Origin of the sequence: Polynucleobacter sp. IMCC 29146 (assembly GCF_021395195.1) — a bacterium.
GTDB lineage: Bacteria > Pseudomonadota > Gammaproteobacteria > Burkholderiales > Burkholderiaceae > Polynucleobacter.
Window position 1 is genome coordinate 128,376 of the sequence record NZ_JAJVCR010000005.1, and the last position, 22,469, is coordinate 150,844.

Genomic DNA, 22,469 nt, shown 5'->3' on the forward strand with positions numbered 1-22,469 from the left:
CTACTTAATGGCTTCGGCAAAGGTCTCAACTGCCGCTTTAGATTTATTCTTGTTAAGCGGCGCAGTCTTACGCGGTGTTTTGGGTTCTTGGCCTTTTTTTAATAAAGGCGCTAAATATTGACCTGTAAAGCTGGCCGCGTTTTGGGCTACCTCTTCAGGTGTGCCCGACGCAATAATTTGTCCACCGCCTGCCCCGCCTTTAGGACCTAAATCAATAATCCAATCAGCGGTTTTAATCACATCTAAATTGTGTTCTATTACCACGATGGTATTTCCCTGTTTTTTTAGCGTATGAATGACCGTCAGTAATAGTTGGATGTCATGAAAATGAAGTCCCGTAGTGGGCTCATCTAAAATATAAAGTGTTCTGCCCGTATCCCGCTTGGAAAGCTCAAGTGACAATTTGACGCGTTGTGCTTCTCCGCCCGATAAAGTGGTAGCACTTTGACCTAGCTTTACATAACCTAAACCAACATCGAGCAAGGTTTTTAATTTACGCTTAACTACAGGAACAGCGGCAAAAAATTCATGGGCTTGTTCAATTGTCATTGACAGTACCTCATGAATATTTTTGCCTTTATAGCGAATATCTAGGGTCTCGCGGTTATAACGCTTACCATGACAAACGTCGCAGGGCACATAGACATCGGGTAAAAAATGCATTTCTACTTTTAAAACGCCATCACCCTCGCAAGTTTCGCAGCGTCCACCTTTCACATTAAAAGAAAAGCGACCTGCTTCATAGCCGCGCTCACGGGCCGCAGGCACCCCAGCAAACAACTCTCGAATGGGGGTGAAAAGACCAGTATAGGTAGCAGGGTTAGAACGCGGAGTTCGCCCAATGGGCGATTGATCAACGCTAATAACTTTATCAAAATGATCTAGCCCTTCAATGCCATCATGGGCTGCAGGCTCTGCACTTGAGCCATATAAATGCTGCGCAACTGCGAAGTGCAAGGTATCGTTAATCAGGGTTGATTTACCAGAGCCCGATACTCCGGTAACACAAGTCATCAAACCTATTGGAATAGAAGCATTAACCGCTTGTAGGTTGTTACCGCGAGCACCTAAAATGGTGAGAAAGCGCTCGCCTACTGGAATGCGTTTATCTGGTACCTCGATGCGTTCACGCCCGGCTAAATAATCGCCAGTTAGCGAAGCGGGATTATTTTCAACATCAGTTGGGGTACCAATTGCCACGACTTGCCCGCCATGCACCCCAGCGCCTGGACCAATATCAATAACATAGTCAGCTGAGCGAATCATATCTTCATCATGCTCAACCACTAAAACACTATTACCTAAATCACGCAAATGCTTCAAGGTGGTAATTAAACGATCGTTATCACGTTGATGCAAACCAATGGAAGGTTCATCTAGTACATACATTACCCCAGTCAAGCCAGAACCAATTTGTGAAGCCAAACGAATTCGCTGAGCCTCTCCGCCAGACAGCGTATCAGCGCTGCGCTCAAGCGAAAGGTAGTCGAGTCCTACATCATTTAAGAAGCGTAAGCGGGAGCCAATTTCTTTAACAATTTTGTCAGCAATTTCTTTTTTAGCGCCTTTGAGTGCTAGGTTTTCAAAATAGTCTTTAGCTTCGCGAAGTGGCAGGGCACTAATTTCATAAATTGCGCGCGCTTGTTGCCCATCACCCACTTTCACAAAGCGTGCTTCACGACGTAAGCGAGTGCCATTGCAATCGGGACAAGAGCATATATTTTGATAGCGCGCAAGCTCTTCACGCACGGTCATTGAATCGGTTTCGCGATAGCGTCTTTCAAAGTTTGCCACAATTCCCTCAAAGGCATGTTCGCGCACACTTAACTTGCCGCGTTCATTTAAATATTCAAAGGGAATTTGAATTTCTCCGGAACCAAATAAAATCAGCTCTTGGGCTTTTTTAGGCAAATTTTCAAACGGTTTTTCAAGATCAAAGTTTGCATGCTTAGCGAGGGCTTGTAACAGTTTGAAATAAAATTGATTCCGACGGTCCCACCCTTTAATTGCACCCGATGCCAGCGATAAATCAGGATGTGCCACAATTCTTTTAGGATCAAAAAAGGAAATATGGCCGAGGCCGTCACAGGTAGGGCATGCCCCCATAGGATTATTAAAGGAGAATAAACGCGGCTCCAATTCTTGTAACGAGTAGGCGCAAATCGGGCAGGCAAATTTACTGGAAAAAATAGTTGTTTCACCCGTATCCATATTCACGACCATCGCTTTACCCTCAGCTAAGCGCAAGGCCGTTTCAAAAGATTCCGCTAGACGTTGCTGAATATCAGGGCGAACTTTAATTCGATCAACGACAACTTCAATTGAATGTTTGTCATGCTTTTTTAACTTAGGCAGTAGATCAACTTCAAAAATTTCCGCTTTGGCCGTATTGGTCGTGCCACCACCAGAGCGAACCCGAAAACGTACAAAACCTTGGGCCTGTAAGTCTTGAAACAGATCAACAAATTCACCTTTACGTTCGCTCACGACGGGCGCTAAGATCATTAACTTGGTATCTTCCGGCATGGCTAAAACGGTATCAACCATTTGCGAAACACTTTGGGCGGCAAGCGCTAAATTGTGATCAGGACAATGGGGCGTGCCAGCACGGGCAAACAAGAGGCGGAGGTAATCATGAATTTCAGTTACGGTACCCACGGTAGAGCGGGGGTTATGGCTAGTGGCTTTTTGCTCAATTGAAATTGCTGGCGATAAGCCCTCAATGACATCAACGTCTGGTTTTTCCATTAACTGTAAAAATTGCCGCGCATAGGCCGATAGCGACTCGACATAGCGGCGCTGACCTTCGGCATAAAGCGTATCAAATGCCAGTGAGCTTTTGCCCGAGCCAGACAAGCCAGTAAGGACTACCAGTTTTTCTCGGGGTATATCCAGGTTGATATTTTTGAGGTTGTGCGTGCGTGCGCCGCGGATCTTGATTTCAGTATTCATGTTTTTTTAGCGTAACTTGTTAATATAGCTCTTTCTCATGAATCCTTCAGAACTTCGCTCCACTCTCGCTTTAGCAGGCATTTTTGGCCTGCGGATGCTGGGCCTATTCCTTATCTTGCCGGTCTTTAGCCTGCATGCCCGCGATTTACCGGGGGGCGAGCATGCCTTTTGGGTCGGCCTATCTTTAGGCATGTTTAATATTGTTCAGGCGTTTTTTCACATTCCCTTAGGCGCCTTATCCGACCGCATTGGACGCAAGCCGGTAGTCGTTTGGGGATTAGCCTTATTTGTGGTTGGGGCCATCATCGCTTCAAGTCACGATGATTTGCTCTGGATTGGTATTGGCCGCGGCATTATGGGCGCTGGAGCCATTTCGGCTGCTATTTCTGCTTGGGTGGCAGACCTCACCCGCGAGCAAGTAAGAACCGTGGCAATGGCGATAGTGGGTGGCAGTATCGCCTTGTCGTTTGCGCTATCACTGGTCATTGCTGCGCCAATTTATCGACTCATCAATTTAAATGGCATGTTTATGCTCTTAGCAGTAATGGGTTTTATCGCTATATTGGTGGCCCTCTTCGTCGTGCCAAGCACCCCTGTCAAGCCACCTTCACAGCCAGTTCCCTTAATAAAAATATTTCTCCGACCTGAATTAGCGCGGCTTAATATCGGTGTCTTTATTCTCAATGCAACACAAGTGGCCATGTTTTTTGTAGTTCCACGCCTTTTAGTGCAGGCAGGCTTTCCACTAGCAAATCACTGGTTGGTGTATTTGCCAGTGGTGCTCATTTCATTTATCTTAATCGCACCTTTATTAATTTACGGAGAAAAGAAACAGTGTTTACGCCTTTCAGTTTTACTCAGTATTGGGTTTTTGCTGGTATCCCAATTTATCTTTATTGAGGCCGCCACCGTTTTAATGATTGCCATTGCCTTGCTCACCTATTTTGTGGGTTTTAATTTACTGGAAGCATTGCAGCCCGCCTTAGTGTCTAGGTGGGCCAAAGAATCGAAAGGCGCTGCTTTAGGAATTTATAACACCACGCAGTCGATTGGTTTATTTGCTGGTGCAGCTATTGGCGGATGGATTACGGAACACCATGGTGAGCACGCAGTTTTTATTTTGGGTGGGGCCCTCTTAATCGGCTGGCTTATAATTGCATGGCCGATGCAAGAGCCGCCTGCGAAACCTAAAAAATCGCCTCTAGGCTCGGTTCCATCCAGTTCTTAAGCAGACATTTGCTGGTTTTACTATTAGCACAGCGGTATTTTATTGATGTTCAGTGAGCTGTAATTTTATAAATTCATTTTCTTCGGGAGACAACATGGCTTCGGTAAATAAGGTCATCATCGTAGGTAACGTTGGGCGCGATCCAGAAACACGTTACTTGCCCAGTGGCGACGCAGTAACCAATATTTCAGTAGCAACTTCAGATCGTTACAAAGATAAACAAACTGGCGAAATGAAAGAAACTACCGAATGGCATCGGGTGGCTTTTTTCGGTAAGTTAGCCGAGATTGCGGGCCAGTATTTAAAAAAAGGTTCGCAAGTATATGTTGAGGGTAGTTTACGCACGCGTAAATGGACCGATCAAAGTGGTCAAGAAAAATACTCCACAGAAATTCGAGCTGAAACCATGCAAATGTTAGGCTCTAAAATGTCTGGTGCGAGTAGCGAAGGAAGTGATAACGCGCCTCGTACTAAACCGAGTGATGCTGGCGCTAACCCAGCAGCCTCGGCAGGGGCACTTGGTGCAATGGACGACGATATTCCGTTTTAAGAATGAGCCCTACTGCCTGGCATGCCGAACATTGGCTGGCCAGGCAGCATTGTAATCAGCACGAAATGGGTTAATGTCTAAACCACCGCGGCGGGTATAGCGCGCAAAAACTGCTAATTTTTCTGGCGCGCAGCGCTCTTTAATGGCACAAAAAATAGTCTCTACGCAGTCCTCATGAAACTCCCCTAGCTGGCGAAAGCCAATGAGGTAGCGCAATAAACCTGCTTCGTTTATAGGCCTGCCAAAATACCGGATTTGAATGCTAGCCCAGTCTGGTTGTCCGGTTACTGGGCAGTTCGATTTCAGTAGATGAGAAACTAGGCATTGTTCAATTGGTGCCGCAGTAATATCGGCACTGAGTAGCGCTGCATCAGCAGCAAGCGAATGGTCAACATCAAGATCAAGTCGATCCAGTAAATCGCCGGTTAATTCATGAATACCATGAGTAGCAGCTTCTTCAGGCTTAATAATACGAACTTGTACTGGCGCTTCTGTAACTAGTGATAAATCAGTTTGAAGTTGCAGGCCCAGCTCTTCTGCCGAATTAAAGCGCTCATTATTTAAGCTATTTAAGTAAAGCTTAAATGATTTAGATTCAACCATCTTGGGTGAATCTGCAGGAAAAATAAATTCCGCTAAAGCAACTTGTGGTTTGCCTTTAGCATTAAGCCAGCTTAATTCATAGGCATTCCAAATATCAACGCCAAAAAAAGGCAGCGTTTTCTGAGTGGGCTGCAACAATTTAGCCCGTTGTGTTGCGCGGTCAATTGGAAACAGTAAGCCAGGATCATAGTGAGTGGGGTAAGCTGTTTGCTGCCCAAGTTGAGGTCTTAAATTAATTAAAGCCATAAAAATAAAAAGAATAAATAGTAAGAAGGTTAACTTGAGCGCAGAACCATTTCATTGGTCTTTTTGGGAATAAAAAAGAGCCACCAAATGCTGAATAAAACCGAAATAACACCCCAGAGAATATAAAGCGTTTGATGATAATGAATGTTAGGAAAGCCAACAATCCATTGTCTGAATAGCGGACTAAATTCAGGAGTGTACCAACACAAAAATTGTAAAGCAGCATTATTTTCTAAACAGCTTGCTAGGTCGCGCACACTAAATAGAAAACCTTGGATACAAACCCAAAAACTCCACAATATCGTTGACAGCAGAACTAGGCGAGTTTTGAAAGAGAGCTCAGCTAAACAAACTCCATAAGCTAAAAGTAAAGAGGCGGGGATACAGGCGAGTAAAAAAAACCGAGGTCCCCAAAAAAAACCACCATACCAAGACCACCAGTTAGCGTAAATTAATATCATGCCAAAAACAAAAACTAATAGTGCATCGATGAGTAAAAATAATTTTTGGTCGGCGCTGGTGTGCGGTTTTATAAAAAACCTAAGAAAAATTGCTGGGATAAAAAATAGCAAGCCCTTGCCAAAAGAAAATAGAATTGAGATAAATCCTAAAACAAAGGGGTAACTAAAACCTGCTTTTCCAGAATACGGCAATATCGTGACAGTGCCTTGATCTGCCACGAGATAGGGTGAAGCAAAGATGGCGCCAAACTTGACATAGTTTTCAAAGATGATTGCGCTAGCTGGCATTAGGATGATGAAGAGATAAAGGGGTTTGCGTAACTTTAGGGCTAAAAAAATGAGCGATAAAACAAGTGCAGGCAAGGTTGCTGGTGTTTGCACTACGCCAATACTCAATAAAACTACTGCTAAAAAAAGCCGCTCTTTTAAGAGCGCAATGATTCCTAATGTAATTGCGCTAGCAGTCAGTGTCTCACCATAGTAAGTCATGATGTGATTGGGGAACATGGAGGTAGCAAGCATAAAAATAGCGACAAAAAATTGCATTGTGCGAGTTGGCATTGCGCGCACGAGAAATAATAAAAGCAGGCAAAAAATAAGCGGATTGAACCAGGCGGTAGTAAGCTTCGCTTTTTCAAAAAAAGCGCCTACCCAATAGAGCGGGAAGGAGATGATGGCATGAATAGTAGAGAACTTACTCGTTGGAGATTGCCCGTTAATCAATGCCAGTAAATCATTAAATCGATCTACGCCATCTCCATCAATAGCTGGGTGCAGGCATTTATAAAGAAGAAATAAGCCCAAAAAAATCCACAGGGCCATTAATTTATTGCTGTCAAATCGAATGTGCCAGCGCGCCATTGCTTGTCGTTTTCTAGTTTTGGCGATTCGCAATACCCGAAACTACGTGCCCAGTCGGCGCTACTGTAGCTGCGGCTTGGCAGTGGCCCGTTTGGTCATCAAAAAAGAAATCAGGCTCGAATTCGCGCAAGAAATCACTTTTTGATAAGCCACCCAAAAACATGGCTTCATCAACTTCTATGCCCCAATCCATCAAAGTTCGAATTGCTCGTTCGTGAGCTGGTGCAGACCGAGCAGTAACCAGGGCGGTACGAATCCGCATGCCCTTTTCACCCGATTGGTTTTGTAAGCGGTGGAGCGCCTCTAGCAAAGGTTTAAAAGGGCCCGGTGGTAAAGGCACAGACACTTTTTTACTCTCATGATCAACAAAAGCCTCTAAGCCCTTATTTTGAAATATCTGTTCGGCTTCATCAGAAAATAAAACAGCATCGCCGTCAAAGGCAATACGAATTTCATCGGGATGTGATTCAGCGCTGGTATTGGATTCCGGATAGACTCGAGCTGCTGGAAAGCCCGCATCAATTGTGGCCCGCACATCTTCTTCATTAGCGGATAAAAATAAATTGGCATGCAGTGAGCGTAAGTAATGATAAGGCGGGCGCCCGCGGGTAAAAACCCCCCGCTCTAAATGTAAGCCATGGTGGACTGCTGAACGGAATACCCGTAAACCACTGACGGGATCATTACGCGAGAGGATAACGACTTCTACTCGCTGTTCCTCACCTGAATTAAAGGCCAATAATTTTTTTACAAGGGGGAAGGCGACACCGGTGCGCGCAGGAATTGACAGCCTCTCCAGTTGCAGTTTCATGTACGCACTGTCATCGCTTGACTCAAACAGATTATTCTCCTCCTCAAAATCAAACAAGGCGCGCGATGAAATGGCCACGACTAATTTTCCGGAGAGACTGTAGGCCATCTTATTTTAAAAAGAGTTGATAGGCTGGATTTTTACTTTCGTTCCAATGGGGATATCCCAAAGTGATGAGAAAGTCTTGGAATGCTTTTTGATCTGTTTTTGGTACTTGAATACCGACCAAAATCCGGCCATAGTCGGCCCCATGGTTACGGTAGTGAAACAAACTAATATTCCAATTGGGTGCCATGCTGGTTAAAAACCGCATCAGCGCCCCCGGTCTTTCGGGAAACTCAAAGCGATAGAGGAGTTCATCTTTAGCTAAGGGTGAGTGGCCCCCGACCATATGACGTAAGTGTGATTTTGCTAATTCATCATGGGTCAGATCAATGGTAGAAAAGCCCGCCTGATTAAAGTGTTTGGCAATCGCCGTACTATCTTGCGCCTTTAAAGTAGAAATACCAACAAATATATGCGCCTCACGTTGATCAGCAATGCGGTAATTAAATTCGGTTACATTACGCTTACCTAAAAGTTCACAAAAACGCTTAAACGAGCCGCGTTCTTCAGGGATGGTGACAGCAAAAACAGCTTCACGAAATTCTCCAACATCGGCGCGTTCAGCAACAAAGCGCAAGCGACTAAAATTCATATTTGCGCCACAAGCAATTGCCACAAACGTTTTCTTTTTAATTTTCTTGTGGATGACATATTTTTTTAATCCTGCAATCGCTAAGGCGCCTGCAGGCTCAAGAATGCTGCGGGTATCACTAAATACATCATTAATGGCGGCGCAAATTTCATCGGTATCCACAGTCACAATTTCATCCACTACTCGTTGGCAAATCCGAAATGTTTCTTTACCCACCAGTTTTACGGCTGTGCCGTCCGAAAATAAACCAACCTCTTTTAGTTCCACGCGTTTGCCTGCTTTGAGAGAGCGTCTCATCGCATCTGAATCTAGCGCCTGGACGCCGATAATTTTGGTCTTAGGACTCACGGCTTTGGCGTATTCCCCAATACCTGAAATTAAACCCCCGCCGCCAATGGCAACAAATATGGCATCAATTGGGCTTTGGCATTGTTGAAAAATTTCTTGGGCAATCGTTCCTTGGCCTGCAATTACATCAGGATCATCAAAAGGATGCACAAAAGTAAGCCCACGTTTTTTTTCTAGTAACTGGGCATGGGCGTAAGCATCGCTATACGAGTCGCCGCATAAAATCAACTCAACCCAAGATTTGCCATGGGCTTTAACTGCATCAATCTTAACGTTTGGCGTGGTGATGGGCATCACAATCACGGCTTTGCATTTCATTTTGGCGGCAGCTAAAGCAACTCCTTGGGCATGATTACCAGCCGAAGCAGCAATGACGCCCCGTTTTAGTGCAGCAGGGGGTAAATGGGCCATTTTGTTGTAGGCCCCGCGTAATTTAAAGGAAAAAACGCTTTGATTATCTTCACGTTTCAGCAAAACTCGATTTCCGAGGCGTTCCGATAGCTGGGGTGCGAAATCGAGCTCAGTTTCACGAGCGACATCGTAGACCTTGGCGGCGAGAATTTTTTTTAGGTAGTTGGTTGCCATCTAATGAGCGTACCACGGATGGGTCTTAAGCCCTTATTTTGGAAGGGGTTACTGCTTTTCACTAAATACTGTCAGGATCGGCTCTGGCTCAATTAAAATAACTATTTATTCAAGTTTGTCCCATGAATGCTCCCCTCGGACTTAATCAGATACTCGCTGCTGAAACTGATTTACCCCGTTTGCGCGAAATACCCTACAACTACACCTCATTTTCTGATCGTGAGGTCGTCATTCGTCTATTGGGTGAGCAAGCTTGGCAGGCCTTAACAGAATTACGCGCTAGTCGACGCACAGGGCGCTCGGCCCGAATGTTGTTTGAGGTTTTGGGCGATATTTGGGTTGTACAACGCAATCCTTTTTTGCAAGACGATTTATTAGATAACGCTAAACGGCGCCAACTATTAGTGGATGCCTTGTGGCATCGCTTAAAGGAAGTAGAAAAACGCGTGACTGCCGATTCGGCCGAACAAGTTAGTATTTTGTTAAATGCCGCGCGGGGTGCAGTTGAGCGCTTTGAAGCTGAATTTATTACGGTTGCCGAACTGCGCAAGAAAGCGCAAAAAATATTTAGTCGGTTTACGGCTAATGACAATATTACGTTTGATGGTATCTCGCGGGTCGCGCACGTAACCGATGCTACCGATTGGCGGGTGGAATATCCCTTTGTAGTGTTGAAGCCCGATTCCGAAGCCGAAATACCTAATTTAGTCAAAGCCTGCATTGAATTAGGCCTCACCATTATTCCCCGTGGGGGCGGTACCGGCTATACCGGCGGAGCAATTCCGTTGTACGCCATGTCGGCAGTTATCAACACTGAAAAGTTAGAGCAGATTGGCTTAGTTAATTCAGTAAGCTTGCCTGGGCTCAGTACCTCAACCCCAACCATCTTTACTGGCGCCGGAGTAATTACCCGACGAGTAGCTGATGCAGCCGAGCAGGCTGGCTTGGTATTTGCAGTTGATCCAACTTCCGCTGACGCTAGTTGCATTGGCGGTAATATTGCCATGAATGCTGGAGGTAAAAAGGCCGTACTCTGGGGTACGGCATTAGATAATTTAGCCAGCTGGCGTATGGTAGATCCACAAGGCAATTGGCTTGAAGTGAGACGCCTTGACCATAATCTGGGCAAAATTCATGAGGTTGAGTTAGCTCGGTTTGAGTTGACCTGGTCAGATGGGTCGGATGCCCCAGGCAAAAAAATTCTGCGCAGTGAGTTGCTTGAGGTTGCCGGAAAACGGTTTCGCAAGACGGGTCTTGGCAAAGATGTAACCGATAAATTTTTAGCAGGCTTACCAGGTATTCAGAAAGAGGGTTGTGATGGTTTAATTACTAGTGCTACCTGGATACTTCATCAAATGCCGCAATTTATGCGCACAGTTTGCTTAGAATTTTTTGGGCCTGCCCGTGAAGCTATTCCCAGTATCGTCGAAATTAAAGCTTACATTGATCAGTTAAGTAGCCAAGGGGGCCCCATTTTGGCTGGCTTAGAACACCTCGATGATCGGTACTTAAAAGCAGTTGGCTACGCTACCAAATCTAAGCGCCATGGCTTACCCAAGATGGTTTTAATCGGTGATATTGCGGGTAATGATGAAGCTGCAGTGGCCGCTGCCACTAGCGAAGTCGTACGCATGGCTAATTTACGGGTGGGCGAAGGATTTGTCGCCGTTAGTCCCGAGGCACGAAAGAAGTTTTGGCTTGATCGCGCCCGTACTGCAGCGATTGCTCGTCATACCAATGCGTTTAAGATTAATGAGGATGTGGTAATTCCCCTGCCACGCATGGGCGAGTACACCGATGGTATTGAGCGTCTTAATATCGAACTTTCGCTTAAGAATAAACTGCAATTACTCGATGCTTTAGAGCACTATATAAAAAAAGAAAATTTGCCCTTAGGTAAAGAAGAAGATGAATTTGCAATACCTAGCGCAGAATTATTTGGTGATCGTCTTGAGCAAGCCAGCGATTTAATTGCCAACGTGCGGGCTCGATGGGCTTTGTGGTTGAGTGAGATCGAAAAATATTTTCCGCAATTACAAACCTATCAACTCCGTGCCTCATGGAAAACTGAAGTCAAGGCCGAACTAGAGACTATTTTTAGCGGGCTGGCATTTGAACCAATTAGACAAGAAATTATCGCTATTCATCAACGTATTTTGCGTAAACGCGTTTTTATTGCTTTACACATGCATGCGGGTGATGGCAATGTGCACACGAATATTCCAGTGAACTCCGATGATTATGAGATGTTGCAAGATGGCCATCTTGCTGTCGCTCGGATTATGGCTTTAGCCCGATCATTAGATGGGGTCATCTCTGGAGAGCACGGTATTGGTATTACTAAGCTTGAATATCTCACCGATCTAGAGCTGCAGGATTTTCGCGCCTACAAAAATACAGTCGATCCCAATGGGCATTTCAACAAAGGAAAATTAATGCCCCATGCCGATTTATCTCAGGCCTATACACCTAGTTTTGGATTGATGGGACATGAATCGATCATCATGCAGCAAAGTGATATTGGTGCCATTGCTGACAGTATTAAAGATTGCTTACGTTGTGGAAAATGTAAGCCCGTGTGTGCCACGCACGTACCGCGCGCAAATTTGTTTTATAGTCCCCGCGATAAAATTTTAGCAACCTCATTATTAATTGAAGCTTTTTTATATGAGGAGCAAACACGCCGTGGTATTTCTATTCGCCATTGGGATATGTTTGACGATGTTGCCGCTCATTGCACGGTCTGTCATAAGTGCTTAACGCCTTGTCCGGTGAAAATTGATTTTGGTAATGTGACCATGAATATGCGGAACTTACTGCGTAAAATGGGGCAACAACGTTTTAATGCAGGCACTACTGCCTCGATGTTTTTTCTCAATGCTACTGATCCCGAGACTATTCGCTTAGCCCGCAAGAGCATGATCGAGTGGGGCTATCGCCTGCAACGCATGGGTAATACCCTGCTCAGCAAATGGGCCCGTAAGCAAACGCTACATCCACCTGCAACACTAGGTAAGCCGGCTATTAAAGAGCAAATTATTTTCTTTGTTAATAAAAAAATGCCGGGCAATTTGCCCAAGAAAACAGCGCGCGCTTTGCTCGATATTGAAGATGCGAATTACGTGCCGATTATTCGTGACCCCGTAACGACTACAGCCGATACTGAGGCGGTATTTTATTTTCCGGGTTGCGGTTCAGAACGGCTTTTTTCACAAGTTGGCTTAGCGACCCAAGCCATGTTATGGAATGTTGGCGTGCAAACCGTTTTGCCCCCAGGCTATTTGTGTTGTGGCTACCCACAAAGAGGAACTGGCGACTTTGCGCGCGCTGACCAAATGATTACCGATAATCGCGTTTTATTTCATCGGGTGGCTAACACCTTAAATTATTTAGACATCAAAACAGTAGTTGTTTCCTGTGGCACTTGTTATGACCAATTGGCGGGTTATCAATTCGACTCAATCTTTCCAGGCTGTCGCATTATTGATATTCATGAATATTTATTAGAAAAAGGCGTGCATTTAACGGGGGTCACTGGCGTTCAGTATATGTATCACGATCCCTGCCATTCGCCGATGAAGCTCCAAGACCCATTAAAGACTGTAAATGAATTAATTCAAACTGAAAGTGGCGAGTTAATTCAGAAAAATGAGCGTTGTTGCGGTGAATCGGGCACCTTGGCCATTACTCGTCCTGATATTGCTACGCAAGTGCGGTTTCGCAAACAAATCGAGATGGAAAAGGGCGCCAAGGCCCTGCAGGAGAATTTCACAGGCACAGTCAAGGTTTTAACCAGTTGCCCCTCTTGCCTGCAGGGGTTATCACGCTTTGATGCAGACAGTGACACCAAAGCAGATTACATTGTGGTAGAGATGGCTGAACGTTTACTAGGGCACAATTGGATGCAAGACTATGTGACAAAAGCTAATCTGGGCGGTATTGAAAGGGTATTGGTTTAATGATTCCAACAAATGTGGTGTTGCATCAACAATCGAAGGTCTTAGAACTCGCCTATGAAGGCGGCAAGACCTTTCGTCTGCCGTTTGAGTTTTTGCGGGTTTTATCACCCTCTGCCGAAGTGAGAGGGCACGGCCCTGGCCAAGAAACACTACAAACAGGCAAGCGGGCGATACTAATTAGTAAGATTGAGCCGGTCGGCCATTACGCCCTCAAGTTTACTTTTTCCGATGGTCACGATTCTGGTTTATATGCTTGGGATTTCCTCTTTCATTTGGCCGAGAATCAAGAAGCCTTATGGGCAGAACATTTGCAAAAATTGGCTGATGCTGGCATTGACCGAGATACCCCAATGGGTCAAAAAGGCCATAGCTGTAGCCACTAATTTCTAAGCACTAATAACCTTATTAATAACGATGTTTACTTCTTAACTACCAAGTCATGACAAAAACCCACTTTGGTTTTGAAGACGTTGAGGAGGCTGAAAAAGCGACGAAGGTTGCTCAAGTGTTTCATTCGGTGGCGAATAAATATGACCTAATGAATGACTTCATGTCATTTGGATTACATCGGGTGTGGAAAAAATGGGCTATTACTTGTGCGCAGGTGAAGCCTGGACAAGTTGTTTTAGATATTGCTGGGGGCACCGGCGATTTGGCTGCCGCCTTTGCCCGTGCGGCTCAGTGGGGAAATAATCCCTCTGCCGAAGTTTGGCTTAGCGATATCAACGCCTCGATGCTGGGTACAGGACGCGATCGATTGCTAGATCAAGGATTAATGCTGCCCTGTGTGCAATTTGATGCTGAAGCCATTCCTTTTCCCAGCAACCATTTTGACGTCTTAAGCGTCGCCTTTGGCCTACGTAATATGACCCATAAAGAAGTGGCCTTAAGTGAAATGCTCAGGGTGATTAAGCCAGGGGGCAAGGTGCTAGTGCTGGAATTTTCACAACCTGATCGTTTCCTGCAACCGTTGTATGATGTTTATTCTTTTAAGGTCTTACCTTGGCTGGGCGAGAAAATTGCCAAAGATGCCGCTAGTTATCGTTATTTAGCTGAATCCATTCGCATGCATCCTGATGCAAAGACGTTAAAAGCCATGATGTTAGGCTTGGGTTTTGATGAGGTTGATACACACAGGTTGAGCGGGGGTATTGTCGCTTTACATATTGGGGTGAAATATTAGAACCCCTAGTTTATTAAAGGAGAAATTAACATGAAAATGCAAAATCTAAAATTGATTTTTGGCAGTTTGGTTTTACTCTTTGCTTTTATTGGGCAAGTTGATGCAGCCCGTTTAGGCGGGGGCAAAAGTATGGGACGTACCCCAACTGCGCCAATGCAACGCCAAGCTACCCCAGCACCGGTAGCAAAGCCTCCACAAGCCGCACCAGCACCAACCCCAGCAACTGCACCGGCAGCAGCGCCTAGTCGCTTTGGCGGATTTGGTGGAATACTGGGCGGTTTAGCAGCAGGACTTGGTTTAGGTTATTTATTTTCACATTTAGGCATGGGTGACATGGGCTCCGGTATCGCCTCCTTAATTACCGGTGTGTTAATTGCCTTTTTAATTGGTATGGTGGCGCTATTTATTCTGCGTCGCTTTGTACCTGCTTTTTCTAAAAGCAATGTTGCGCCTGTTGATGGCGGTATGCAAAGAGCTAGCTATGGAGCAACTCCTCGTCAGCAAGAGCCTACTTTTGCGCCGGTTGCAAGTGCGCCAGTGGTCGAGGCGCCTCTCGATATGCCCCCTGGTTTCGATGAGCATGGTTTTTTGGAGAATGCCAAACAATACTTTATTAAATTACAAAAAGCCTGGGATGTTGGCGATTTAAATTCTTTACGAGAATTTGCTACACCAGAAATGTATGCAACGCTGCAACAAGATTTACAGGCTCGCTTTGAAGCCTCAAACCAAACCGATGTTGTTACCTTAGAGGCGCGTCTTTTGGGAATAGAAACTACAGCGGGTAGCTATCTATGCAGCGTACAGTTTTCAGGCTTAATTCGCGAACAGGTTGGCGCTCCAGCAAATTCATTTTCCGAAATTTGGAATTTATCGAAGCCAGTAGAAGGGCCTGGAGGTTGGGTTTTGGCGGGAATTCAGCAAGTTATTTAATCATGGAAAAGTGGGCTTTTAGGCCTTCAATTTGGAGCGCAAAAGCACTATCTAAGGCTATTAATCACGTCCTCAGTAAAGAGTCTTGGGCGCGCGCCGAGTTAGCAAGCCATGCTGGTAAGCAAATTCAACTGAGCTTACCAGTGGCGCAGGTGGCCTTCATGATTGACGATGTAGGTTATGTTGAGGCGCTTGATGCAACTGCGGTCTTAGACAATTGCAATTTAATCTTAAGTATTTCCCCTAGCGTGTTAGCAGAGGTACTTGCTACGCAGGGCGAGCTTCGTGAAAAAGCCTTTAAAGCCGTGAAAATAACTGGCGATGCCGACTTAGCGCAACTAATTGGACGCTTAGCGGGTCAATTGCGCTGGGAATATGAAGATGATTTAGCGCGCTTCTTCGGTGATGCGCCCGCTCATTTTCTGGTGAAGCAAGTAAAACGCTTACATGAGGCAGGACAATCTGCAAGGCGTGACTTAATGGGGAACGTAGTTGAGTATCTCAGCGAAGAAAAGCAGGTACTTATTAAGCAAGCAGATTTTGCACTACATAAGTCTGCGGTCAATGAAACCCGCGATGCACTCGAGCGCTTAGAAAAGCGTATTCACCGTTTACAGCAAGGGACTGCGTAAATAGTGAGCCGCATTGTTCGTTTAAGTAAAATATTTTTTACTGCTTGGCGCTTTGGCTTACTACCGCTCTTGCGCGATAGCCTTAAACCAGGGCTTCGCCGTTCTTTGTTAAGTGTTTTATGCTGGTTCTCGCCCAACGCTTTGCCACGCGGCGAACGCATTCGTTTGACTCTCGAAGCACTAGGACCCATTTTTGTTAAATTTGGGCAGGTACTTTCTACGCGCCGTGATCTCTTGCCAGAAGATATTGCCGATGAATTAGCTAAATTACAAGATCAAGTACCGCCATTCTCAAACGCCAAATCGCGTGAAATTATTGAGTTGGCATTAGGGAGTCCAATTGAAGATGTGTTTATTAGTTTTGATGCCACTCCCGTAGCGAGTGCATCAGTAGCACAGGTTCATTTTGGGGTTTTGCGTGGCAATGAACAGCATCCCGAGTGGCGTGATTATTTAGTCGCAGTGAAGGTATTACGCCCTGAAATATTACCGATCATTGAAGGTGACATTGCCTTAATGTACGACCTGGCTAAGCTAGTTGAGCGTAGCTCAGAAGACGGTCGGCGTTTAAAGCCCCGCGAAGTAGTGGCTGAATTTGACACGTATTTACATGATGAGCTTGACCTCATGCGCGAAGCGGCAAATGCAAGTCAGCTACGCCGATATTTTGCTGATTCTGATAAGTTAATGATTCCTGAAATGGTCTGGGATCTCTGTCATACCAACGTCATTGTGATGGAGCGGATGCATGGTATTTCGATTGGCAGAATGGATGAGTTACGTGCTGCGGGTGTCGATTTCAAAAAATTAGCGGTTGATGGTGTCGAAATATTTTTTACTCAGGTCTTTCAGTATGGGTTTTTCCATGCCGATATGCATCCAGGCAATATTCTCATTAGTCTTGAGCCCGATACATTCGGGCGTTACATTTCACTTGATTTTGGAATTGTCGGCACCTTAAGCCAGTTTGATAAAAATTATTTAGCACAAAATTTTTTAGCCTTCTTTAACCGCGACTATCGCCGCGTAGCAGAGCTGCACGTTGAATCGGGGTGGGTGCCAAGCGAAACCCGCATTGAAGATTTAGAGGGTGCGGTGAGAGCAGTGTGTGAACCCTATTTTGATCGACCCCTCAAAGAAATTTCTTTAGGTATTGTGTTGATGCGCTTATTTCAAACATCACGACGCTTTAAAGTTGAAATTCAACCGCAGTTAACCCTTTTACAAAAAACCCTCTTAAATGTTGAGGGTTTGGGTCGCCAACTTGACCCAGACCTTGATTTATGGAAAACCGCAAAACCAATCTTAGAAAAATGGGTTAGTCGGCAGCTGGGTTGGCGTGGGCTCCTCGAGGGTCTCAAGGAAGAGGCGCCAAATTGGGCTAAGCTCCTACCAACCTTGCCGCGCTTAATAGCTGAAAGTCTGGCACAGCGCCCCCAACAAGACCGTAGCTTAGAACTCGAGGTGCTCAAGACCATATTAGATGAGGAGCGTCGCACCCGGCGTTTGCTAGCTGGCGCCTTGCTTTTCTTGGGTGGTTTTCTGGTCGGCGCCTTCCTGATAGCCTTGCAGTTACATTAATCTCCCGTTGCCGCTTCCAAACCGTTAAAATCATGGGTTGGGCATATTAATCAGATGAAAAAATACTTTATAGCTGGAATATTGGTGTGGGTGCCGATTGCGGTTACCGTTTGGGTAATCACATGGGGTCTCGGGCTGTTGGATGGCGTGTTTGGCTCAGTCATGCACGTTATTATTGCGGTTTTTCCGCGTCAATTTACCGCGGATCTCGAATACTTCCGTGCTTTGCCAGGGGTTGGTGTAGCCATCGTCGTGTTGGTTATTATCATCACGGGTCTCATGGCCATTAGTTTCGCAGGCCAATGGTGGGTGCGGTTTTGGGATAAACAGATGACCCGTATTCCCATTGTGCGCTCCATTTATCCTAGTGTTAAGCAAGTTTCATCAACCTTATTTTCAGGTAGCGGACAAGCATTTCGTAAGGCCTTATTAATTCATTATCCACATGCCAATTCCTGGGCAGTAGCATTCCAAATTGGCTCGCCTACCGAAGAGATACAAAATAAACTCGGCGGCGATTATGTCAACGTATTTTTACCTACCACCCCAAACCCAACCTCTGGTTTTTTTATGATCGTCCCCCGTAGTGAAGTCATTGAATTAGATATGAATGTTGAAGAAGCGCTCAAATACATCGTGTCAATGGGAACAGTACCTCCAATTGCTGATAGTGCATTAAGCACTACACAGCTATCAAAGCCCTCTGCTTCATAGGAAATAAGTATGTCGATGCGAAGTCACACCTGCGGCCAAGTTACCGATGCCCTCATCGGCCAAGAAGTCACACTGGCTGGCTGGGTTAATCGCCGCCGCGATCATGGAGGGGTCATTTTTATTGATTTACGGGACCATCAAGGGTTTGTGCAGGTCGTTTGCGACCCCGATAGACCAGAGATGTTTAAGCTGGCTGAGCAAGTACGGAATGAGTTTTGTATTCAAATTATTGGTAAAGTACGAGCACGACCAGCTGGTACCGAAAATCTCGATTTAGCCAGCGGTAAAGTTGAAGTACTTTGTCATCAATTGCATATTTTGAATGCCTCTGTAACTCCACCTTTTTTGCTGGACGATGAAAATCTTTCTGAAACCACCCGTTTAACCCACCGCGTTTTAGATTTACGTCGTCCGCAGATGCAAAAGAATTTACGTTTACGTTACCAAGTTGCAATGGAAACGCGGCGCTATCTTGACGCTGCAGGTTTTATCGACATAGAAACTCCCATGCTGACCAAGAGCACACCTGAAGGCGCACGTGATTATTTAGTGCCGTCACGAGTTCATGATGGGCAATTTTTTGCTTTACCCCAATCTCCGCAACTATTTAAACAATTACTCATGGTAGCGGGTTTTGATCGCTATTATCAAATTACTAAATGTTTTCGGGATGAAGATTTACGCGCTGATCGCCAGCCTGAATTCACCCAGATTGATTGCGAAACTGCGTTTTTAAATGAATTAGAAATTCGCGAATTATTTGAAAAAATGATTCATCATATTTTTAAAACCGTGATGCAAGTCGAGCTGCCCAAGCCTTTTCCCGTCATGCCGTATGCCGAGGGCATGGCTCGTTATGGTTCGGACAAACCTGATTTACGAATTGCGCTGGAGTTTACCGAACTGACCGATGTCATGAAAGATGTCGATTTCAAGGTATTTTCTAGCGCTGCCAACCAAGCAGAGGGCCGCGTTGTCGCTTTATGTGTGCCAGGTGGAGCCCAAATAAGTCGGAGTGAAATTGATGATTACACCCAGTTTGTGACCATTTATGGCGCCAAGGGTTTAGCGTGGATTAAGGTGAACTCACGTGCGGAAGGCCGCAATGGTTTGCAATCGCCGATTGTAAAAAATTTACACGATGCAGCAATTAACGAAATTTTAAGTCGCACTAATGCACAAGACGGCGACATCATTTTCTTTGGCGCTGATAAAGCCAAAATAGTAAATGATGCGATTGGCAATTTGCGTTTACGAATTGGCCATTCTGCTTGGGGTAAAGAGCACGGTTTATTTACTGAAGGATGGAAGCCGCTCTGGATAGTTGACTTCCCTATGTTTGATTATGATGAAGGTGATGCTCGGTGGGTTGCTTGTCATCACCCTTTTACCAGCCCTAAAGATGAGCATCTATCTCTTCTCGATAGTAATCCAGGCCAATGTTTAGCCAAAGCCTACGATATGGTGTTAAATGGCAGTGAAATCGGTGGTGGTTCAGTGCGTATTCACCAAGAGGCAGTCCAAAGCCAAGTTTTTCGGGCCTTAAAAATTGGCCCAGAAGAGGCCCAGTCTAAGTTTGGTTTCTTGCTCGATGCCCTGCAGTATGGTGCGCCACCCCATGGTGGTATTGCCTTCGGCCTCGATCGTATTGTCACAATGATGACTGGTGCTGAGTCGATTCGCGATGTTATTGCTTTCCCTAAAACACAACGCGCTCAATGCTTACTTACTCAGGCTCCTAGCGCGGTTGATGAACGGCAGTTACGTGAATTACATATTCGCTTACGTCAGGTAAGCCCAGCGGGTTAACTTGAAAATACCAATTTCAGTATTGGTAGTTATTTACGATACCAGTGGCGCTGTTTTGCTAATTGAGCGCGCTGATCGTCAGGCGTTTTGGCAGTCGGTAACCGGTAGCCTCGATCATTTACATGAGCCATTAAAAACCGCAGCCGAGCGTGAAGTATTTGAAGAAACGGGAATTCAAGTGGCATTGTTAAACCCGACGGCATTACAAGATATGCATCACCAGGTTGAATATGAAATTTATCCACAATGGCGCCATCGTTACGCTGCTGGGGTTACACGCAATACAGAACATTGGTTTGCGCTTTTAGTTCCCCAAGCTAGCAAAATTACTCTGGCGCCTGATGAGCACATTGCCTACGAATGGCTGCCGCCCGAATTGGCTGCGTCTAAATGTTTTTCAGAGAGCAATCGTTTGGCCATTGAGACCTTATTTAAGCTATCCAATTGTGGTTAAGATAAGCGGATGAGACCAGCATCCCACCATCCAGCGGACACACCTCCAGCAAACGCAAAGGGTGCTAGTGCAAAGCGCAGTGATTGGCGCGCCATCCGCGATTTATTGCCTTACCTTTTAGAGCATAAGACCCGCGTTATCTTGGCTTTACTCTGTATGGTTGCAGCTAAATTTGCTAACTTGGGCATTCCCATTTTAATGAAGAGTTTAATTGATACGCTCAATATCAAAATTAGCACACCTCAAGCTGTATTAGCCGTCCCCCTAGCACTAATTATTGCTTATGGGCTATTACGGTTTTCTGCAGCTTTATTTAATGAATTAAGAGAGGGATTGTTCGCCCGGGTCACTCAAAATGCCGTACGTAAAGTAGCCTTGCAGGTCTTTGAGCACTTGCATGGGTTGGCTTTAAGCTTTCATTTGGCGAGACAAACCGGAGGGGTTAGTCGCGATATTGAGCGCGGTACGCGCGGTATTCAATCCTTAATTTCTTATTCCTTGTACAGCATTTTGCCTACGCTGATTGAGTTTGCTTTGGTGCTAGGATATTTTGCCTATAGCTATAACTATTGGTTTGCCGCGATAACATTAGTCGCCCTTGTTTTCTATATTAGCTTTACTGTCATGGTTACCGAATGGCGCACCCAATTTCGTCGCACCATGAACAAAATGGATTCGCGCGCTAATCAGAAAGCGATTGATTCGCTACTCAATTTTGAAACAGTTAAATATTTTGGTAACGAGCGCTTTGAGGCCCGCCGTTACGATGAAAATTTATTGCGTTATCAAACTGCAGCAATTCAATCGCAAAAATCGTTAGCCATACTTAACTTAGGTCAACAAAGTATTATTGGCGTTGGCTTAGTGCTTATTTTGTGGCGCGCTACATTAGGCGTTATTGATGGCACGATGACTTTAGGCGATTTAGTTTTAGTCAATACCTTGATGATTCAGCTCTACATCCCACTCAATTTCTTGGGTGTTATCTATCGTGAAATTAAACAAGCGCTTACAGATATGGATCGCATGTTTTCTTTACTGGAGACTGAAAAAGAAATCGCTGATATTCCAGGCGCGAAACCACTCGTAATCAATAACTATGCAACCGGTCCAAAAGTGCAATTTGAGCATGTTTCATTTAGCTATGAGGCGCGGCGAGAAATTTTGCATGATGTGAGCTTTACGATTCCTGCGGGCACCATCACGGCAATTGTTGGTCAAAGTGGTGCTGGTAAAAGTACGATAGCGCGGCTGCTATTTCGTTTCTATGATGTGCAGGCCGGCAAAATTCTAATTGATGGCCAAAATATTCAGTTAGTCCAGCAAACCAGTTTACGGAAAGCCATTGGTATCGTGCCGCAAGATACCGTTTTATTTAATGACACCATTGCCTATAATATTGCCTATGGCAGACCTGATGCAAGTATTACTGAGGTTCGTGATGCTGCTCGCGCCGCTCAAATTGATAGCTTAATCGAACGATTGCCTGATGGTTTTGAAACGCAGGTTGGCGAGCGCGGCTTAAAGTTGTCGGGCGGTGAAAAACAACGTGTAGCGATTGCACGCACCTTACTTAAACAGCCAGCCATGTTGCTATTCGATGAGGCGACGTCGGCGCTAGATTCTAAAACTGAGCGCGCCCTTCAAGAAGAGATGTTAGGGTTGGCGCGCAATCGTACGACTTTAATTATTGCCCATCGTCTTTCTACTATCGTGCATGCCGATCAAATTTTAGTGATGGATCAAGGACGTATTATTGAGCGCGGTACTCATCTTGAATTAGTTGAGTTCAACGGCAAATATGCGGAAATGTGGCAAATGCAAGAGCGCAGTGAAAATGCCGTACAAGATCACTAACTGAG

Annotated in this window: 17 protein-coding genes; 12 read left to right on the plus strand and 5 right to left on the minus strand. The window is 45.3% G+C overall.

The window, feature by feature from the left end; translation table 11 throughout:
• Positions 1–2,952: an excinuclease ABC subunit UvrA gene (gene uvrA / locus LZT22_RS07830; protein ID WP_233924529.1), complete on the minus strand. Its 2,952-nt coding sequence runs from the start codon at positions 2,950–2,952 to the stop codon at positions 1–3.
• Positions 2,953–2,989: 37 nt separating this feature from the next.
• Here uvrA and LZT22_RS07835 point away from each other — a divergent pair, with 37 nt between their 5' ends.
• Together LZT22_RS07835 and ssb are read left to right on the plus strand one after the other, a co-directional pair.
• Positions 2,990–4,180 carry an MFS transporter gene (locus LZT22_RS07835; protein WP_233924530.1) on the plus strand — a complete coding sequence of 397 codons (1,191 nt, stop codon included), beginning with the start codon at positions 2,990–2,992 and terminating at the stop codon, positions 4,178–4,180.
• A gap of 94 nt (positions 4,181–4,274) precedes the next feature.
• Positions 4,275–4,730: a single-stranded DNA-binding protein gene (ssb, locus tag LZT22_RS07840; RefSeq protein WP_233924531.1), complete on the plus strand. Its 456-nt coding sequence runs from the start codon at positions 4,275–4,277 to the stop codon at positions 4,728–4,730.
• A 9-nt stretch (positions 4,731–4,739) separates the two neighbouring features.
• Here ssb and queF read toward each other — a convergent pair whose 3' ends face one another.
• From queF to ilvA, 4 genes are read right to left on the minus strand one after another with little or no spacing between them, the layout of a single operon-like run.
• Positions 4,740–5,579: an NADPH-dependent 7-cyano-7-deazaguanine reductase QueF gene (gene queF / locus LZT22_RS07845; RefSeq protein WP_233924532.1), complete on the minus strand. Its 840-nt coding sequence runs from the start codon at positions 5,577–5,579 to the stop codon at positions 4,740–4,742.
• A 29-nt stretch (positions 5,580–5,608) separates the two neighbouring features.
• Entirely contained in the window at positions 5,609–6,862 is a 1,254-nt protein-coding gene (locus LZT22_RS07850) for a hypothetical protein (protein WP_233924533.1), read from the minus strand.
• A gap of 52 nt (positions 6,863–6,914) precedes the next feature.
• Positions 6,915–7,820, minus strand: coding sequence for a 5'-nucleotidase (locus LZT22_RS07855; protein ID WP_233924534.1), 906 nt, complete (start codon positions 7,818–7,820; stop codon positions 6,915–6,917).
• 1 nt (position 7,821) lies between these two features.
• The gene (gene ilvA, locus LZT22_RS07860) at positions 7,822–9,342 is read right to left on the minus strand and encodes a threonine ammonia-lyase, biosynthetic (RefSeq protein WP_233924535.1); all 1,521 of its coding nucleotides are present in this window, start codon (positions 9,340–9,342) and stop codon (positions 7,822–7,824) included.
• Positions 9,343–9,464: 122 nt separating this feature from the next.
• Here ilvA and LZT22_RS07865 point away from each other — a divergent pair, with 122 nt between their 5' ends.
• Genes LZT22_RS07865 through LZT22_RS07910 form a run of 10 tightly spaced genes read left to right on the plus strand, consistent with a single transcriptional unit; the run spans position 9,465 to position 22,464 of the window.
• Entirely contained in the window at positions 9,465–13,301 is a 3,837-nt protein-coding gene (locus tag LZT22_RS07865) for an FAD/FMN-binding oxidoreductase (protein ID WP_233924536.1), read from the plus strand.
• Positions 13,301–13,684 carry a gamma-butyrobetaine hydroxylase-like domain-containing protein gene (locus LZT22_RS07870; protein WP_233924537.1) on the plus strand — a complete coding sequence of 128 codons (384 nt, stop codon included), beginning with the start codon at positions 13,301–13,303 and terminating at the stop codon, positions 13,682–13,684. The genes LZT22_RS07865 and LZT22_RS07870 overlap by 1 nt, the downstream gene beginning before the upstream one ends.
• 56 nt (positions 13,685–13,740) lie before the next feature.
• The gene (gene ubiE, locus LZT22_RS07875) at positions 13,741–14,484 is read left to right on the plus strand and encodes a bifunctional demethylmenaquinone methyltransferase/2-methoxy-6-polyprenyl-1,4-benzoquinol methylase UbiE (protein WP_233924538.1); all 744 of its coding nucleotides are present in this window, start codon (positions 13,741–13,743) and stop codon (positions 14,482–14,484) included.
• 30 nt (positions 14,485–14,514) lie between these two features.
• Positions 14,515–15,417 (plus strand): Tim44 domain-containing protein, encoded by a 903-nt coding sequence (locus LZT22_RS07880; protein WP_233924539.1) that lies wholly within the window; start codon positions 14,515–14,517, stop codon positions 15,415–15,417.
• Between the two features lie 2 nt (positions 15,418–15,419).
• Positions 15,420–16,049, plus strand: a complete 630-nt coding sequence (locus LZT22_RS07885; RefSeq protein WP_233924541.1) for an SCP2 domain-containing protein — start codon at positions 15,420–15,422, stop codon at positions 16,047–16,049.
• Positions 16,050–16,052: 3 nt separating this feature from the next.
• Entirely contained in the window at positions 16,053–17,630 is a 1,578-nt protein-coding gene (gene ubiB / locus LZT22_RS07890; RefSeq protein WP_233924543.1) for a ubiquinone biosynthesis regulatory protein kinase UbiB, read from the plus strand.
• Positions 17,631–17,684: 54 nt separating this feature from the next.
• The gene (locus LZT22_RS07895; protein WP_233924545.1) at positions 17,685–18,344 is read left to right on the plus strand and encodes a DUF502 domain-containing protein; all 660 of its coding nucleotides are present in this window, start codon (positions 17,685–17,687) and stop codon (positions 18,342–18,344) included.
• A gap of 9 nt (positions 18,345–18,353) precedes the next feature.
• Positions 18,354–20,153: an aspartate--tRNA ligase gene (gene aspS / locus LZT22_RS07900; RefSeq protein WP_233924546.1), complete on the plus strand. Its 1,800-nt coding sequence runs from the start codon at positions 18,354–18,356 to the stop codon at positions 20,151–20,153.
• 1 nt (position 20,154) lies between these two features.
• Complete coding sequence (gene nudB, locus LZT22_RS07905; protein ID WP_233924547.1) at positions 20,155–20,607, plus strand: dihydroneopterin triphosphate diphosphatase; 453 nt, start codon at positions 20,155–20,157, stop codon at positions 20,605–20,607.
• A gap of 9 nt (positions 20,608–20,616) precedes the next feature.
• A complete protein-coding gene (locus LZT22_RS07910; protein WP_233924548.1) occupies positions 20,617–22,464 on the plus strand; it encodes an ABC transporter ATP-binding protein/permease in 1,848 nt (615 codons plus the stop codon).
• Positions 22,465–22,469: the final 5 nt, after the last annotated feature.